Source organism: Sutcliffiella horikoshii (assembly GCF_002157855.1).
GTDB lineage: Bacteria > Bacillota > Bacilli > Bacillales > Bacillaceae_I > Sutcliffiella_A > Sutcliffiella_A horikoshii_C.
On sequence record NZ_CP020881.1, the window covers coordinates 1 to 18,297 of the forward strand.

19 protein-coding genes are annotated in these 18,297 nt (G+C 32.1%); 1 reads left to right on the forward strand and 18 read right to left on the reverse strand.

Annotation, left to right across the window (positions count from 1 at the left end; genetic code table 11):
• Positions 1-546: a recombinase family protein gene (locus tag B4U37_RS21625; protein WP_088020417.1), complete on the forward strand. Its 546-nt coding sequence runs from the start codon at positions 1-3 to the stop codon at positions 544-546.
• Between the two features lie 827 nt (positions 547-1,373).
• Here the strand turns inward: B4U37_RS21625 and B4U37_RS22300 are convergent.
• The 18 genes from B4U37_RS22300 to B4U37_RS21715 all read right to left on the reverse strand — a co-directional run bounded on the left by B4U37_RS22300 (position 1,374) and on the right by B4U37_RS21715 (position 17,231).
• Positions 1,374-1,553: a hypothetical protein gene (locus tag B4U37_RS22300; RefSeq protein WP_088020420.1), complete on the reverse strand. Its 180-nt coding sequence runs from the start codon at positions 1,551-1,553 to the stop codon at positions 1,374-1,376.
• Positions 1,554-1,922: 369 nt separating this feature from the next.
• Positions 1,923-2,078, reverse strand: coding sequence for a hypothetical protein (locus B4U37_RS22145; RefSeq protein ID WP_157663887.1), 156 nt, complete (start codon positions 2,076-2,078; stop codon positions 1,923-1,925).
• A 43-nt stretch (positions 2,079-2,121) separates the two neighbouring features.
• Positions 2,122-2,988 (reverse strand): GIY-YIG nuclease family protein, encoded by an 867-nt coding sequence (locus tag B4U37_RS21635; protein WP_157663888.1) that lies wholly within the window; start codon positions 2,986-2,988, stop codon positions 2,122-2,124.
• Positions 2,989-3,517: 529 nt separating this feature from the next.
• Positions 3,518-4,417, reverse strand: coding sequence for a glycine-rich domain-containing protein (locus tag B4U37_RS21640; protein WP_088020424.1), 900 nt, complete (start codon positions 4,415-4,417; stop codon positions 3,518-3,520).
• A 69-nt stretch (positions 4,418-4,486) separates the two neighbouring features.
• Positions 4,487-5,431: an ABC transporter permease gene (locus B4U37_RS21645; protein ID WP_088020426.1), complete on the reverse strand. Its 945-nt coding sequence runs from the start codon at positions 5,429-5,431 to the stop codon at positions 4,487-4,489.
• A 12-nt stretch (positions 5,432-5,443) separates the two neighbouring features.
• Entirely contained in the window at positions 5,444-6,364 is a 921-nt protein-coding gene (locus B4U37_RS21650; RefSeq protein ID WP_088020428.1) for an ABC transporter ATP-binding protein, read from the reverse strand.
• Positions 6,365-6,455: 91 nt separating this feature from the next.
• The gene (locus B4U37_RS21655; protein WP_088020430.1) at positions 6,456-7,106 is read right to left on the reverse strand and encodes a YidC/Oxa1 family membrane protein insertase; all 651 of its coding nucleotides are present in this window, start codon (positions 7,104-7,106) and stop codon (positions 6,456-6,458) included.
• A complete protein-coding gene (locus B4U37_RS21660) occupies positions 7,103-7,444 on the reverse strand; it encodes a LytR/AlgR family response regulator transcription factor (protein WP_157663889.1) in 342 nt (113 codons plus the stop codon). The genes B4U37_RS21655 and B4U37_RS21660 overlap by 4 nt, the downstream gene beginning before the upstream one ends.
• A 42-nt stretch (positions 7,445-7,486) precedes the next feature.
• On the reverse strand, positions 7,487-8,026 hold the full coding sequence (locus B4U37_RS21665) for a tubby C-terminal domain-like protein (RefSeq protein WP_088020434.1): 540 nt from the start codon (positions 8,024-8,026) through the stop codon (positions 7,487-7,489).
• Positions 8,027-8,599: 573 nt separating this feature from the next.
• Positions 8,600-8,830, reverse strand: a complete 231-nt coding sequence (locus B4U37_RS21675; protein WP_088020438.1) for a hypothetical protein — start codon at positions 8,828-8,830, stop codon at positions 8,600-8,602.
• A gap of 295 nt (positions 8,831-9,125) precedes the next feature.
• Positions 9,126-9,440, reverse strand: coding sequence for a hypothetical protein (locus B4U37_RS21680; RefSeq protein WP_088020439.1), 315 nt, complete (start codon positions 9,438-9,440; stop codon positions 9,126-9,128).
• 404 nt (positions 9,441-9,844) lie between these two features.
• Positions 9,845-10,102 carry a hypothetical protein gene (locus B4U37_RS21685; RefSeq protein WP_088020441.1) on the reverse strand — a complete coding sequence of 86 codons (258 nt, stop codon included), beginning with the start codon at positions 10,100-10,102 and terminating at the stop codon, positions 9,845-9,847.
• Complete coding sequence (locus tag B4U37_RS21690) at positions 10,086-10,883, reverse strand: ParA family protein (RefSeq protein ID WP_088020442.1); 798 nt, start codon at positions 10,881-10,883, stop codon at positions 10,086-10,088. Before B4U37_RS21690 ends, B4U37_RS21685 begins: the two co-directional genes overlap by 17 nt.
• A gap of 406 nt (positions 10,884-11,289) precedes the next feature.
• The gene (locus B4U37_RS21695) at positions 11,290-12,252 is read right to left on the reverse strand and encodes a hypothetical protein (protein WP_088020444.1); all 963 of its coding nucleotides are present in this window, start codon (positions 12,250-12,252) and stop codon (positions 11,290-11,292) included.
• Positions 12,253-12,517: 265 nt separating this feature from the next.
• Positions 12,518-12,898: a hypothetical protein gene (locus B4U37_RS21700; RefSeq protein ID WP_088020447.1), complete on the reverse strand. Its 381-nt coding sequence runs from the start codon at positions 12,896-12,898 to the stop codon at positions 12,518-12,520.
• A 28-nt stretch (positions 12,899-12,926) separates the two neighbouring features.
• Positions 12,927-13,901: a tyrosine-type recombinase/integrase gene (locus tag B4U37_RS21705; RefSeq protein WP_088020449.1), complete on the reverse strand. Its 975-nt coding sequence runs from the start codon at positions 13,899-13,901 to the stop codon at positions 12,927-12,929.
• 1,556 nt (positions 13,902-15,457) lie between these two features.
• Entirely contained in the window at positions 15,458-15,976 is a 519-nt protein-coding gene (locus tag B4U37_RS21710; protein ID WP_088020451.1) for a type III toxin-antitoxin system ToxN/AbiQ family toxin, read from the reverse strand.
• An 868-nt stretch (positions 15,977-16,844) separates the two neighbouring features.
• Positions 16,845-17,231, reverse strand: coding sequence for a hypothetical protein (locus tag B4U37_RS21715; protein ID WP_088020453.1), 387 nt, complete (start codon positions 17,229-17,231; stop codon positions 16,845-16,847).
• Positions 17,232-18,297 lie beyond the last annotated feature (1,066 nt).

An 18,297-nucleotide genomic window follows, 5' to 3' on the forward strand; every position in this document is an offset into this window, starting at 1 on the left:
TTGAAAATTGGTTATGCACGTGTAAGTACACAAGATCAGTCATTGGATCTGCAGATGGATGCTTTAGAGAAATTTGGATGCAATGAAATTTACCAAGAGAAGCAATCCGGTGCAAAAGATAATCGAATAGAACTTTCCCTTGCCCTTCGGACTTTGAGGGCTGGCGACACCTTGGTGGTGTATAAATTGGACCGATTAGCCAGGTCGACAAAACGCTTAATTGAAATTTCTGATTTACTCAGTGAGAAAAAGGTAGAATTTGTTAGCATTCAAGATAACTTAGACACTGGAACCGCAGCTGGTAAAGCTATGTTCGGAATGTTGTCTGTATTAGCTGAGTTTGAGAGAGATATTATCCGTGAACGAACCATGGCTGGATTAAGAGCAGCAAGAGCAAGAGGAAGAAAAGGAGGAAGGCCAAAAGTCAGCGAAAAAAAGCTTAGTCATGCACTAACTTTGTATCAATCACGTTCTATGTCTATACGTGAGATTGAAAAAATGTCAGGTGTTTCTGCATCCACGCTGTATAGAGCACTTAAAAAGTAAAAAGCAATATAGTATAAGATTATCCTTTATTATCGTACCAAAAAGATGACTTAGTGAAAAAATAGGACAACAGGCACAAAAATTAGTCAAATTTTCGTAATATGTTGCACTTAGCACAACAAAATGGTACAAAAACGTTTTCTCCTATGCTACTATGATATTAACCTATCATACATGTTCCTGACCTTAATGGCCTGAACGTGTCTCAGGTAGGGAAAGGGAGAATCCGAGTCTTAAGCCGTGGGAAGTTTAAGAGTCGGAAGAGCGTTACTTCCAGTGAACTTCTAAGCAAATGGACGTTTTTTCATAACGTTTAACGTATTCAAACATCATTTTTTAGTTTGTAAGTATAAGTGGAAAGAGAAAGCTCCGGGCGTGGGAACCTGGAGCTTTTTTACGTTTATGTATAGCATTATTCGGTAAAAGACATAATAAAATAAAAGGAAGGCGTGTGGGAAGCGATTTTAAATGGTCATTTAACGTCCGAGTGTCTTAGGGGACACGATCGCGAGCGCCTTCCTTCAAAGGGTCCAGTGGCTAAGTATTAACGGCGGTGGGAATTCACTTAGTCGTCGTTAATACTCGATAAAGCAAGAGGAGGAAGCGTCCAACTGAGGTTACCCAGTCCAACGCCGTTCTCCACTTGACTTCATGAGTAGTAACGAACTTCCAAGCTTTTTTCAGCTTTTTCATTCGAAACATCATTCCTTTGCAAGTATAAGTGGAGACCATTCCTAGGACGTTAATTTATTATATCAGTTTTTTTTCCAATAACCGCTACTTACAAAAAAAGAATTGCGAAAACTAGTACAAAAGTGGGCATTTCCTCAAAAAATGTTCCGCTTTCTTATTTTGTCTGCAGCAAGGACTTTTTCTCCCTCCAGATCACCAATAAATTGCTCTATGACCTTACAATTTACATTGCCTGTAACATATCCAAAAACTTTTGTACTACCACTGCATCCCCCTTTAAAACCACACATGAATCCCACATACCCCTTCTTCATGCGCTGTATATACTCACCTTCTATTGCTTCACCGGGTCTTACCTGGAGACTGCTACTTTTTCAGAAAGTGTCTTTTGGTTGCTAATTTGGGTCTTATAACATGAAAAACGTGTGTTTTTCTGGATTCCACTGAATAAAGAAACCAGTAAAAGAAGAAATAAACGTTTATTTCTTCTTTTATGAACCCTTACTAAAATCATATAACTTCTTATGTTATAATTATATTAAATCAAGCTTATAATAAAGAGATCACTGCGACTTAGTTGCTGTGGGCGAACGAAAATAAATCCACCCGGCCTTTACTTGCCAGCGTTAGACGGGTGGATTAATAATCAAAAAAAGAAATAAAAGGAGGAACGTTTATTTTTCTTAAATCTTTGGCTCCATTTCATCTAACAGCCTTAACACTTTTTTTAGGTCATTACTTGCTGCGTCCTTTGTATACGCACTGTCCTCTTCCAACATCCCTATGATACTAGTGATTTTTAACTTAATATAAAGTATTTGGGATTTGTCTTCCCACATATTAATCGCTCCTTCTATCTTTTAACTATCTCAACAATTATTATTACTTACTTTTATTAAACCAGGATAATACATTTCTAAATCTTTTCCTTTTATACTTTTCTAGTTCCCCTTTCAAAACCGCATAGTCCTGATAAACTTTTTCTAATTTAAAGTTCATTGTTCTTTTAATTTCATTTAAATCATCAGCTACAAAGTTTGTTTCATTAGTGACCCAGAACACTTTTTCTTCTAGAAATAAGAGTTGTTTAACCCTTTCTTCGAACTTTATACACAAATCAGAGTATTGTTTTTGTAAACAGATATCTAAGCATTTTCCAAGTTCTTCTTTTAGGTATTCCTCTGCCTCTTTAATAAAATCAGAATAATAACTTTCTAGTGAATATTTTGTTTCCCTTATTGTCTCTTGGAACATTTGTCTAAAAGTATATTCTCTTTCTTTTAATTGTTTAATCAACATTTCTTTTAGATAGCTTAGAACTCTCATTTCACTCTCTGATAAACCATTTATATAACTCTCATTTATCCATGAAAATGAATTTTTATATAGAGTGTTATCATCCAAATGGTCTAAAGAATCATTGTAAACCTTACTACTATTATACTTAGGCTTTAATTCATTAATGATGAAAGTTTCCAACATGTCCAAATCCACTTGATTTTTTATTAACCAAATCTTTACATAAAAAAATTCTCCAGCAAACTCTTTGGTATGTGTTGACTCTCTTATATGAGCAGATATTCTCGTTTTTATCTCCGTTGATTTTCCTGCGTAAAGAGATTCGTTTAAATTAGAATAAAAGCAATACAAACCTTTTATTCCATATGGGAAATTACTATTTAAATGCTTATAATAGTCTTTCACTTTAAATTCTAAATCTGGATCTGGTGTTTTGATTTGGAAGATCATGTACATTCCTCATTTCATTAGGCTATAAAACTAGCATTCCCAACGTTCTGAGGAGTATACATTTTACCTGTTTCTATTGTTTTCATAGTCTTATAGTCAGTATTATTAAAAAAATATAATTATTGCTGAGTCTAAAGTTCTTGTTCTAATTTTCACCCATCTTGTGTCCACACATTGATTACTCCTTATTTTAAACCTCCTCTAAATTACTCTACTTGAATACAAAATAACACCCTCTTGTGAAACAAGAGGGTGTTATAGCACGAAAATAGTTCCACTTGGTCTTCATTTGCCAGTTTATAAAGACGAATGGACTTGATATAAACAAGGAAAGAAGAAAAGGAAGAAACGTTTATTTCTTCTGAAATACTTCCCTTCCTTCATTTCCTCTCTATATATTATTGAAGTTCTAAGTCGAAGTTATAAAAACATGGAGAATAATAAATGTGCTATTTTACAATCCTCAATCCCTTAATGTCCTTAATAATTACCACCGTCTCGCTGAAAAGAGATTTAGTATGAGAAGATTCTAATCACCGCCACCACAACTAGCAGAGCCACAACTTCCACCACTATCATTACTATCAGCTATGCCGGTTTCACTATCATGCCACATCATATCATTGAATTCACCTTGATAAAAATATGAAAAATACAAGAAGGGTAATACATAGTCATTTTCTTTTTGTCTTTGCTTTATGGTATTTAAATTCAGTGCTGTCATTTTTCTTATATCTTCTTTCAATTCAACAATTAGTTGAGTAATTAAATATGAATCTTGATTGCTACAGAAATATCTGTCTCGAATATCATTGATAGAAGATTGATCAATCCATTTAATAAATTCCTTTGATAAAGGAGTCTTGAAGAACTTTTTGTTTAAATATTCGTTTTCCGGCAGTATCTTAAAGATTTTCGAATATATCCAGTCAAAAAAGGCTCTTTCGTCAGTGTAAGCAAAATAATAAACATTCAAAGGATCATTAGGATTTTTGGGAGTATGGTGTATATATTCTCCGTTATAAATATTGCTGAATTTGCAATATTCTTTTGTAGAAAGTATCATTTCGTGCCATATTTCATCTGCAAATTTACTGTACAAACTCACATTTTTTAATATTTTTGTAAGTACAAAGAAACGCTTTAATTCTAATAAACTCCACTCAAAATAGTTATCATTAATATTATTTTTTTGTATAATTCTTTCTTTTATTTGATTGATGAATTGTTCTTCAATTGCGTTATTCAAAAGTGTTACTACAGTCAAATATATGTTTATGTTTACTAAACCTAAATTTTCAGGTGGCCTATTATTAAACTTGAAATCGTTTCTTGGTGAATGATTTAACTTCATAAGTAATATTGCAAATAAAATAATAGAAACAAAAATAAGAATTGAAGCAATAATTATTATGTATTTAGGTTCCATAAATGTTCCTTCTCTCTCATTTTTAAACACTAAAACACATAGCTTATACTATGTGTTTTAGTGTTTAATTTAAATGTCTTTTTTGTTAAAAGTATAGAAGGTAATTCCTAAAAAAAGACTAGAATAAAGTATTACCGCAATTAGTGAAAAATACATACTTATGTTGTCATTGTCAAAATTATAAGTCATAAATTGTGTTAGATTCATATTTGGAAACAATGTATATTTCCCCCAAGAAAAATTGTTGATCCAGGTAGTTAAAAATCCCGATCCAAATAATAATAATAAGGTTAATACTAAGGCGATTGTGTTGCTTCTAAATAAAGTCGATATCATAAATGTTATTGTACAAATTACAATTATGTCGAGCGATTTCAAACAGAAATATTTTAATATGTTTGGTATTAAAAGTTGTTGTTCGTAACCAGTGTTTGTAGCAATTATGACAGATGAATTAAAATCACCTATTCCAAAAAGGAATGCTCCTACAATAATGGATGTAATTATGAGACATAGATATAGTGAAAACATAAATATAATCATGGAGCAATATTTCGAAAGCAATATTTTCCATCTTTTAAAGGGTTTAGTTAATAATGTTTTAATAGTACCTTTAGCAAATTCATTAGATACTATTTCACTAGCAAGTATAATAGTAAAGAGAGAAATAACTGAAGAGAATTTAAGAGCTTGCATAACAAAAGTCCAATTATTCTTTTCATAAGGATTTGTATTACTACTAAGGTAATATTCAAGGTTATTAATGTGTTTCACTTGATCTTCCTTAACACCTATTGGCATCTCTGGGTTATCATCAATAAATTCTTGAGTTTCCTTTATTTCGTTTTCTAATTGATCTTTCCAATTTTCTTCTGATGTTGCAGAATCAATATATTTACTCATTAAGCCAATTCCTATTACAATAGCTAATATCATTAAATAAAAAATTAAGTTTCTAGGGCTCTTGTGAATTTTTTTTAATTCATTTTTAATTAACTTAACAGTTACATTCATGAGAATAATCCTTTATTGGTTAATAATTTCCATATATTTTGTTTCTAGCTTTTTGTCATGAATATTTACCTCAAATATATCAACAGCGTTACTTGAGAGAAGATGTATAACTTTTGGAATTTCTTGTTTGTATAAATTCAGTACGATATTGCTATTTTCAATGGATTCAATTATTGGATATTTACTTGTACTTAAATATTTACTTGCACTCTTTACATTTTCCAAATAAAATGTGACATTTAGTTTGTTTTCCTTATTTTGCTCTGTCAATTCGCTAACATTTAAAACTCTCTTAATTTCTCCCTTTTTCACCACAGCAACTCTATCACACATCAGTTCCATTTCACTTAAGAGATGGCTTGAGACTAGCACGGAGGCTCCTTTATTCACAAGAGCTCGCAAAAATGTACGGAGCTCCTTTATTCCTTCGGGATCTAAACCATTCGTTGGCTCATCTAAAATTAATAAAACTGGATTATTTAGAAGAGCTTGTGCTATACCAAGGCGTTGTTTCATTCCTAAAGAATAGTTTTTAACCTTTTTATTTGCAGCCTCTAGTAGATTAACGTCTTTTAGAAGTTGAGTAATTGTTTGTTTATCGACTGATTCTCTACTCATAGTAGAAAAATAAATTAAGTTTTCATAACCGGTCATAAAATCATACAGAACAGGATTTTCAACTATTACTCCAACATGACTCATTGCATTTTCGAATGATGAACCTATTTCGTATCCATTAATAGACACTTCCCCAGAGTCTTTGCTTATTAGTCCCACTAGTATGCGAATAAGAGTGGTTTTACCAGCTCCGTTAGGTCCTAATAAACCCATAATTTCTCCTTTATTAATAGATAAGGATAAATCATTTATTATTTTTTTTCCTTGTACTGTCTTAGACACATTCTTAACTTCTAAAATTTTTTGTTGTTTCATATACTTTCCCCATATTTTAATTGTAATTTAGGCTGCTTCTTTTCTATTAACGTTATTTGGTGTTTTGAATAACGTTTTATTAAAGCATCTTTCACAATACCAAAGAAGAGATTAGTGGATAAATATAACAATATCCCCCCATAAGTATGGATCCTAAGTAACAGATTAATACTGATAATATTAAACACACTAACCAAATCTTCCAGTTGTTTATTATTCCACTAATATAAAAGCTTATAATTGTTAAAACAAAAAATACAATTGGGAAAACATAGTATTTGTCAGGGTTTCCTAATGTCAACCACATGAATTTTTCCTCATGAATATTAGAGGCATCACTTATGGTACGATACCAACTATAAAATACAACCAATTGGAAAATTAAACTTAAACATCCAGTCAGAGAAAATGAGTTTATGTGATAATAGTTTTTAAGAGAATTGATTTCCTCTTTAATATCTGTACTTAGTTTTTCATCTTTCAAATTTAATCTATATTTTTGTTCTAGCTTCTCAAACTTGTTTTTTAATAGTACTTTCTTTTTATTACTCACGTCATCTTTGAACGTTAATGGAGTAATAGCAAGTTTTATAAATAGTGTAATAACTATTATTGTTAAACCGTAATTTTTTAAAGGAATTACTAGAAGCTCCATAAAGAACAGAAATAAATCTTTTAGAAAAAAAACAGAAAACATAATTATGGTTAAAATAAGTAAATTTTTTAAGGGTATCTTTTTCATTCACATTCATCCAATAATATTTTTTTTAAATATTTTTTACTTACTAAAGCTGAATTTCCACTTGAAAAAATCGCTTCATATGTATCGCCTTTTACAAATTGTAATTCTAGAATAGAATTTTTATTTATAATAAAGGATTTGTGCACTCTAATAAAACAGTCGGGAAGAATAATCTCTAGATTTTTTAATGATTCTCTAAATTGATATTCTTTGTCAGATGTCTGCATACTAACTAAACCGTTAAAACTTTCAAAAAAATGAATCTGTTTGTATTCAACAAAAACAATGGCTGATCTTGTCTTAACTATAATCTTATTATTTAAAGTATTTAGTTCCATAAAGTAAAACTTTCCCCCCAAAACCATTAAACTAAAGAGTTCTTAATCGGTGTTGATGAAAAGGTAAAATAGACTAACTAATGAAAGAACATTTTCATCCATAGTATGTATCCGAAAAACATATTTATCTGTAAGTGGATTTTTGTCTGCTGGTACTGCTTCAGCTAATATATTGTTATTAATATAAAATACAGCGTTGCGGCCTTTTACTTTTATTTTGTAAAAATTACCTCGTGTTGTATACTCAAATTCCTTTAATGAATTAGCCTTTATTAAATTGGTATTCTTCACTTCGCAACTGTATTTCTCCTTGTTATAGATATATTCCATATCCCAGGTTTGCTTAGAAAACCAATTAGGGTGTGCTTTTAAATCAGTAAGAACTTCTCCATTCTCATCTGTTGCAACAACATTTAGAATAGCAGTAGGTAATTCATAGATAGATATTATATCCATAGCTTTTTCTGTTTTACTTTTCAAGTAACGCTGAATGTGACCTATTACCTGCCTATTTTCATCTAATATCGGAATAGGTTTTTTGGATTTTCTATGCATTGGTAGTTTAATATATAGCTCTCTCAATTAAGTTGCCTCCAATTATGTAGCTAAATCATCAGAATTATCCACGAAAGATCAATTGCTAGTTCTTGTACCAGTTTATTAGACACATAAACTTCAATAAATGAACTGATAATTAGAATAGCAATAATTATTGGGTAGGTCTTTTTAAAGAAATTTAAATAGAATGACTTAACATTAGTTTTATCCTGTTTTCCTTTAATTATTGAAATGATTAATTTGAACTGATTGATTGTAAATAAGAACATTATTATTGAACATGCTAGTTCTCCTATTCCGTGAAAAGAAAATGTAAAAAAATACACTAGTGGATTTATACCACTCATTTTGGCTGCTACTCCGATACTAAACCAAAAATAAAAAGAAAAAAGAATGGGGAGTGCAAAAACAGAGAATAGTAAGCAAAAAGAAATGATAAAAAGATTATTCAAAAATATAAACTGTAAGTCTTTAAATTTAAGAGAATAAATTTCTAAATTCGCTACTTTGTGTTCCTCTGTAATTAAATATCCTAGTGAAATTAGTAAAAATGCAATGAAGATTAATATTATAGTTATTTTTTTTGTATCCAGCATATTAAGCATTTACCGGGGTGAATTTTCTATGTGTTAGAGCAATATCTACTAAGCTATAAAGTATTATTATTGGTAATAAAATTATCCCGATCACAATAAGAATAGAAACCCAAGAAATTAAATATCCAAAAATCAACATAATACCTTTCTTCGTATTTCCATAATATATTTGGCCTAACCCAGGAAGTATTAGGTTTAGAATTAAACCTAATAATACGTTCTTTTTTTTCATTTTTAAAACCTCCTAAAATTGTCATAACTTATTATAATTTACATCATAAGCAAAAAACACCATTTTTTCCTAACCCAGGAAGTATTAGGTTTAGAATTAAACCTAATAATACGTTCTTTTTTTTCATTTTTAAAACCTCCTAAAATTGTCATAACTTATTATAATTTACATCATAAGCAAAAAACACCATTTTTTTATTATTTTTTACAAATTTACTTAAAAATTTACATTTTTTTTGCGTATCCAAGTTTAAATAACACTAAAAAAGATCTCACCTGATGGTGAGATCTTTTTTTTATGCCAAATTTCCGATGTCCCAAAGAGTTTTTACAACCATCGCAGCATTACCAATTGGAGTCACGGAAACAATGATATCAGCGATGTCAATGAATAACTTACCAATACCTGTCCAGCCATCAATTGCAGTTCCGTTAATAACTGCTCTAATTTTTCCACCAATTACATAAAATAATTCCTGAGCAGTTTTGAACTTACCAACTAATTTATCCTTAAAGTTTCTAAAAACGATGTTTGCTACTCCCCAAATAAAGTCTGTGACTTTTGAATAAGTTGGCTTAGATGCTACGAAAGTGTTATAAGCTAAATTCATTATAAATCCCCCTAAATTAATTTAAATTTAAATACTACTGAATAATATCAGTAAAATTGGCAAATTTAGGTGAAAATCAATGAAATATGTATTAATTTGGACAAAATATGGTTTATTAAGGATGAAATTAATAAAATTAACTTTTCTATTCAGTTAATAATTATATTTTTCACATTATGTAAAAAAACTCTGAAGACAGACACATGCCAAGCAAAGTATTAGAATTCTATAATATTTAATACACACAAGAACTTGGAGAATGAAACATTAGATTATCATAGGAAATCACCTTGCTAAACAAAACAAGCAACCCCAACAGCTTGCTTGTTTATTGTACTTCTTTACTCCTAAAAACAACCAAAAAACTCTTATAAGCATAAGAAAGCTAATTGTTAAATATCTTTCTACTTAATTTCTTTTAAATACTGCTCTAAAGCATCTTCAATTAGAAGGTAAATGTTTTTCTCCTTAAGTAAAGACTGCATTTTTAATTCTTTATGCAAATCAGTTCTTAAATCAAAGGAAACACGCTTTCTTTCAACCTTTTTTTCTTCTTTTATTTCAACGTTTGTTTCTTCTCCGACATTTTCATTAAGTACTTGTGTTGGAGTTACTTGTTTTTGACTACGCATTTTATTTTTAATGTCATTTACTTTGGACACGTGACATCAACTCCTCATAAAAATTTTCATATTGCGCTAGAGCACTTTTAAGTTCGTTATTTGAATTAAATCCATATAAAGATAATCTTCCAGTAGGTGCTTTTCTAGTAATTATCGTTTCAAAAATTTGTTCGGGATAATCTTCTGCTATTAACTCATTAAAGGCCTTAGCATCACTTCTTCTAACATCATTCATTGTACGTAAAATTCCCAGCACCTCAGTACCTCTATTCCCAAATTCTTGTGCACCATTTACTGAATCCATGAAGTTTGGGATGGCTGAATAACACCAGTTTGAGCATTCAAATAGTACAACTACATATTCACTGGCACACAAAGAATTTGTTGTTTGTTCACTCAAAGATGGTGGTGTATCAATAACGATAAAATCGTACTTATCTCTTACGGAATCCAATGTCTGATCCAATATTAAACTAGGATTTCCTTTAAAGGGAATAGTGGATCCATTATAGGTCTTTCCAGTATAGATCCATCGTGGAAAAGTAGCTAAAAAGTTATTTGCAGGTAATAGATCCAAATTACCGTTTATTGGTACAATAAACTCTTCTACGTTGTTTTGCTGCATCGCTTCCAACACAGATTTACCCATAAAATCATTTGATGGTTGTTCAGAAAGAAGCTCTGTTAAGTTTCCTTGTGAGTCCATATCAATTGCCAGAACTTTATATCCCTTTTGACTGATAAGGTATGCTAGGATTCCTGTAGTAGTGGATTTTCCGCATCCTCCTTTTTGTATCCCCATTGTAATTGTAACAGCCATAAACTACCCTCCATTCTTCTTTTAAACGTTTCTTCTTTTATTCTAATATTCATAATATCATATTTCTATATTTATCTTAAAACTCCTCTTAAGGTTGTTATAATTTTTCTCAACGACAAAAGAGCTTACATATAGGTAACCTTAAACTTTTACGGAAAGATATAATTAATAGTGAAAAAACAATCCACAAATGTCTTCTAATCAAAGATTAGTAACCCCAAAGATTGATTTTAATTAGATTGGAGATTTGTATGTATTTTTAAAGAGATTGCATCTACCATATTATAATATTTCTAACTTCCAACGTTTCTTCTTTTATTCCAATATTGTTTGTTTGTTAAATAGAAGAGCAGTTCTAAAAAACGGAACTGCTCTTCTATTTAACAGGTGATAATCTAACTGGATTTTAATCTAGCCAGTTATAAAATGGTACTCTTTCGGCTTTAGTTTGTTGAAGTTTTTGTTTCTTTATTTGCACTCTCTCTAGATCTTTCCGGAACTTTTTTTCTTTTCGTTGTTGTCTCTGCATTATGATACCGTTCAAGAAGTAAGTGGGGTAATCAATTATTACTTTCCCTTCTATGTTTGTTTCGTAATACATCTGTTTCAATTGTTCCTTTATCTCATATTCATCTAGCTGTAATTCATTATGTATACTTAATTCAACGATTGACTTTGCTACAGCTGAGTCTATTTTACAAGCTAACAAATGTTTAAAGAGTTTTGTTTCTTTTACAGAGGTTTTCTCTTCATCCATTAATAAATTATTTGTCTCATTAGTTATAGAGTTATTTAAAACATTATTAGAGTTATTTAAAACATTATTGCCTTCTATTTTTGAAAGGGTTACCCTTTCATTTTTAGAAGGGTGCACCCTTTCATTTTTAGAAGGGTCTACCCTTTCATTTTTAGAAGGGTTAGTTTTATGCAGTTTCAATGCAAAAAACTGTGCTTTAGAACCATAGTCCTTTTTCCAGTCTCGGCATTTTTCTAAAGGCTTTGTCTCCAGCTCTTTTTGATTCTGGGGATAGTCATAAACGATGATATTTACTGGTTTTGTCGTTTTACGAACACTATTACTATATTCTTGTAAATCTATTAATCCATATTCCCACAATGGGTGGATGTAGCTTCGGTATAAAGTTGAAACACTGCACCCTAACTTTTTAGCGACTTTCTCGAGAGAATAAGGAATAATATCATAGTCGGATTTTTCCCTGGCTTCTTCAGTTCGATCACACCAGGTATGGAATCGTAACCAACCACTGAATGCCTTTTCCCCCAATTTATTAATCCAGTCATCAGCGACTACATAATGTAATATGGGCAACCGTAATTCTTCTCTTTTCTTTTTTCCTTTAATAAACACAAAAACTCCTCCTATGTTATGGAAGAGTGAACACCAATATGCTATAATGCATTTAGAAATATAAAAAAATGCATAAATAAGCATAGAAGGTGAACAACCTTCCTTGTTTTCTCTAAGAAAGCCCCTTCCGTCGCCAAACTTTAGGGGTTTTTCTTATGTCTATTATTCTAGCAAACTTTGGATTATGTTGCTAGAAGGTGTAGAAATAAATAGATACCCCTGTTTTTTTCGACAAAATACGCTATTTTTTGATTAATTGGCGGATTTAATCCATGTCAGGTACCAAAGTACTCCAAACTTGGACATACCAAATTTTCTTTCGCTCCGAATAATCTATTTTCTCAATTTGATACCCTTCAAAAGACCCTCCTTTTTGTAGTAATGGCTGCATAACTTCTTCTATTAATTCTCTTATATCCTCAATATTTAAATTCAAAGGTATTCCGGTAACAGGAAAGACTAAATAATGAATCCAGAAGCTACCGTTACTAATAGATTTCAACCCTTGTCGCACAAATGTTGACCTCGTAATTTTCCCCTTTAAATATTGCTTTAAGGTAGATTTATCCTTTTTTAATCCCTCAATATCTTCTTTTAACAATTCGATATATTCCTTTTGCTTTTGTAATTTCGTGTTTAGTTCCATTACATTAAGATTAATCACAGAAATGACTTCACTCCCCTAAATAAATTCGTGTTACGTCCTCTCTGGAATGGCCTATTAAAAGGCTAGTTTCATAGCGTGCTTGCTTTTCACTCAAGCCTTGCGCAATGAAATACTCATATTGCTCCTTTGCAAATGCATGACGGAAACTATGAAAAGTAACTTCTACTCCTGGGGGCCGATCATTAGCCGAATCATATATTTTTTCTCGATGAATCCTAATAAAATCCTGAACTCGTTGAATAACTGTATGAGCTTTTTCAGTAGGGGTTACAAATAACTTGTGACCACGAGGCACCAGTTCAATAGTAGCTTTCAGGAGGCCTCTAGCTTCTTTTCTAAGGGGGATTTTCCTTACAAGCCCTCCTTTACCCTTAATGACTAGTATTTCGTCTCTCAGGGCCTTTTCAGCAGTTGCTCTGTCCATTCTAATAGCTTCATGAATTCGAAGGCCCTGGTGTCTTGCTAATTGAATCACTGTAGCAATCTCTTTTCTTCCTAAAGAGTGTGCAAGCTTCACCAACCCTTTATACTCTGAATTGGTGCATCTCCTGCTTATTCCCCCGAACCGTCGTCTTTCTAGTGAAAAATCGGCATTTCGTTGTGTCAGCTCTTTATTGTCGCTCAAATGATACCTAGTCTTAGGTATCTGGTTATGAAAGTAACGAATCGCTGCGAGATCCTGTTTAACAGCTGCAGCTGACTTGCCTTCATTTTGTCGTTCTATAACATAAGCGACAACGTGTTTATCTTGGAGGTTCCCTAGAGACTTTAGGTTGTAGTTATCAGCAACAAACCGACAAAATTGATCCATGTGATTGTAATATTGTCGTTGACTGGTTATCGATATCCCTTTTGAATGTTTTGCCACTTTATTCAGTTGCTCCATCAGGTTACGATAAACTCCTTTATTACTAATTTCAGAGTTTTGTTCTGCAAATTCCTTTAGCTTAACCGAAGGTTTGATCCAGCCTCTTTTGGCCAATCTCTCAACTCCTTTTCCTCAGATGAACAGACCTCACCTAGTAGCATTTCATCGCATTTTTACACGAGTTTTACTCGCTGACGCTTAGTTATACGATGAATACGTTGATATCAGGGAGACAGTAGCACGTTCCGTGCGACTGTCTATATGGGCGATTCTCACCCACATAGACAGTCGCGCGACAGTTTCAGCCTCGATATGTAGTTAACGTTTAGCATGTAGTTGCACAACTCCAAGCGTTGCTTGGCCATTACATTCTGTAATGGGGTGCGTTCCACTTGTACCAGCGTTTGCTAGAGTTTGGCGATATCACCAAACGAAGTGGGAGTGTGCCCGCAGGCATGACGTGCTTATTTGATTTCGCTGCTACGTCTTTGCAGCGCATGTTCCATAGATTTTTTCGTGTCCTACCACATAACAGGTCGTTGTTACCGAACAAGGTTGAAACAACTGCACCTAAAGTCTTCGCTGACCACTTTTTCTCTCTATATAAGGTCAACACCATCCAGCTTTTCTCTTCTCTCTATTGGCTGTTATGGATTTGAAATATATTAGTAAAAGGTGATTTTTGCACATAAAAAAGGAATTCTTGGATCACCTATAGTCCAGTTGAATTCCTTTAGTCACATATTATGTAGTTGTCCTGTGCTCCAGGATGTAACTCACAAATGGCTTAATAAACGAAAAAAGCGACCTTTTAGTCGATTTGTTTTCTAAAAGAAGACGCACTTCAATTAGGGTTCAAAATCGATCCAAAGATCGCTGTGTTTATTAGTTAAGCCCTGCTAACTCAGATGGAGTTGCAAAAAACAAGAAAATTATAAACTTTAATAAAATTATTATAACAAAGTTTATAATAAACAACAAAGAAAGATGATTACTTGTTGAAATAGAAGTAATCATCTTTTTATATAATATAGTTAACCCCAAAACTCAATTGAGGAGCTTTCCGTGTTGAACAGATAAGAATTAGATTTAATCTTGTTACAAAACAAAGTTGTCCGCGGTTTGAAGATTCGGTGGATAAAGAGCAAACTATTATGGTTATTACTATTTTGAAGCTTCATTTCTTCGAAGAAACGTTTATTCAAAGATAATGGATGTACAGTACATACTCAGGGTCCTGCTAACATTCCTTTAGAAAAAATAATGTTCAACTGGATAAGCTAACTCTGAGATTGTACCAATACTCTTTAAAGAGTATTAAAAATCAGAATGGTAAAAAAGCAACTTTGCCTGCTAGACTTTATTATTTTAAATACGATTTTTTGGAATTTGTCAGGTGTGAGGTTTTCCTCTCACTTCTCTCCTGAAATCTGAGGTAAACCTCACACCCCTAAAACCACAAAAAAATAGTCTTATCAACGCTTTAACTATTATCATTATTTTTTAATAATAATTCGATCTCTGTTTTACAATTCTATTTTTGTATTTTTCGTTAATGTCCTGAAGACTAAAAGGTTGCCATTGAGGCAACCAAACAACGTTTGAGTAATTCGAGAGATAACTAAAAAAAGGAACTTTGTTAAAAGTCCCTTTATTGAACAATATTAAGGTTATTTTGTTGCTGGTTTGGAAATAGCTGAAGCCGTTTGCTGTTGTGAAAGTATGTAACCAGGCGCAGCCTTTTCTAACTCTATAAAGTCGCAACAACGATCGTTTAATTTTGGCTGTTTGCCACTCCCTACTATTTTGTATAACTTATTAGCTTTTTTCTTAATAAGGTCCTCGTCTTTTCGTATGTGAATCATTTGTTTGGTCATTAAATTCCTGTAGTCTTCTTGTGGTTCCTTGTTGATGTCAATTCGTATTATGACTGATTCTGTAACTGGAATCATATTGTTTAGATTAATTAACCCCAACTTCCCACTATCCACTTTGTAGATATCAGGTTGCTTGTCTGACATTTTTTTATGTTTAGGCTTTGGTGAAGTTAAAGGAGCACAATATATATATCCATTTACTTCAAACAAAATACCCACAAATTTGCGATTTTTTGTTGGGTCAGTACTAACATTCTTATCTGTTTTTCTTAAGAAATCTAGATAGCTAGATTCTATCCCACACAACATCATACTATTTTTCTCCCCCTACCCTAAAAAAAATGGAGTGGCAATTGCCACTCCATTCGTATCTTTTTTAGTTCTCCACTTATACGGTAGGAGCTCTCCGACTTGTTTCATTTTCCACTTATACGGTAGGAACTCTCCGACTCTTTCCATTCTCCACTTATACGGTAGGAGCTCTCCGACTTTTTAATTCGCGAGGAATTAATTAACTTCACCCTTATTATACCATATCCGGCATAGTTGTAAAGTTACTTACTCTTATTATATTCGGTTCTCATGTATTAGATACGTTGAAATACCCAAAAACATTAGAAATAGCTATCTATATCGGATTGCGCAACCAATTGCAGAAGTCCTTCTTATTTTTCTATTCCCGATCTTGCACATCATATTCATGAAATTAGAAACCAACTCGAGCAGTTCCGAACCAAACGATACAATTCAAGGGTTTATGTTTATAATCATCATCTTATGAAAAGTAATGCATATTATGTTACAAAAGCAGGAGAAAGGGAAATACCATAGAAATAGTATTTATTATCATGTAAAAGTAAAAAAATCAAGGAAAGTCTATAAAATGTATGGTTTTCGACATCATTTTGTTGTATTGTTTAACCGGAATGTGTATAATCGTCTTGTATAGTCTTTTAAAGACTTGTAAAAAGTTGTTCAATAGTGTAAGTTATATGGCGTTTCAAAATATAAGTTGAGAAACTTATTTTTTATTGGTTGTTTATTGACACACAATTCTGAATACTTAATAATTCAAGAACATTGATCATGAATGTATAAGAATATTAATAATTAGAGAGAATAATTAAAAAAGACTACTTCCGGTTCCGACACCGAAAGTAGCCATCAAAGACCATAATTATTAACTAGCATTACCTTGTTGCTTGATTTCTTTCCTAACCTTACGCTTTTCACGCTCTTCGTTCCACACTTTACGAAGTTTGCTGATATTTTCCATTGCAACTTCCGACATTGCAAGGAGAATTTGCATGAAGAAGGAAAGACTCAGCCTTCCGAGTTTCTTAAATAAACTTGGAATGATTTTTAACATCCTCTTCAGCAAATCGTAAAACAACATCAATATCAATGCTATAACGAATGCGATTGCTGGGGCGAATGATAGAATTAAAGTAGTTATGACTTGGTTGTATCCTATGTGCATTAAGTAAAGACTTCCGCACCCAGTTATCATGGATGAAACACTGTAACTTCCTAAAAAACTAATAATAGTTTTTCGACTTATATTCATTTGTCATCCACCTCCAACTGCCCGCACCCGAAAGATTTCTCGGCGGCGTTAGAGTTCAACAAGAACCACTCTCCCTTTAGTTTTCGTTTATTTTCGTGTACTTTTCGACAAGATGTTATGTACAATGAAGTGAAAGTGAAATAAATACACTTATGTTTATAATAACATATTTTCGGTAGATTTTCAAGGTTCAGAAAACTCTACTTGTTCAAAAATTGCTATATATAATATTATATGCACCTTTTTTTCGAAAACCTATACTAAATGTAAGGTTTTTTATTTTTATCTCTATTAGTATTATTCCCACTTTGCTTTTGGCTAATAACACAATATTTAATCTTTGGAAATTCTTTGTATATTTAAGGTATCATAACTATCCCCATTAATCAATATATAGTATATATTTATATTCGAATACTATATATTGATTTGGTATGATGGTTTTCCTGAAGAAATAATAGATTAAGGGATATTATGCGGGAGGCTCTTTAATGAAAATCAAACAACCAGTATCCGATGTTAGCGCGGTAGAAATCTACAAATAAACAGGAACTGACCCAGAATTCCCCTTTAATTCGTATTTGCTTCTGTCTTTTTTATCCCCTAAGCATTTCTCTTCCGGCTTGTTCCATTCCATGTACCACAGCTTCTAATAATCTTAATCCTTATTGCTACGTTTGAATTTGTTGTTGGGATCAGGAATCTTAATAGTAATTCTTATGGAGGTAAATCGGTCTTTTGTACGAGAAATCTCTTCTTCCTCTTCTTTTATCTTTTGATTGTGCTTAAACTTTAACGGGTTGAGCCAATTGAGCTTGGTCAGTCGTTCTTGTGACTCTTCATTGGGGTACAGATAACATTTCGAAAAAATTGTACGTTAAGATAGAAACCTTTGATATAGTAGGGATGTTCCAATAACGATGGTTTTTGATAAGAGGTAAAAGGAGACCTTAATAGGTCCTTTTTTGTGCATTTTTAACTCCAAAACTTTTATCAAAAACTATATATCAAATAGGTACCTTTTTGATAAAATAGTAGTAGGCTTTGAACTAGGAGGGGCAACAAA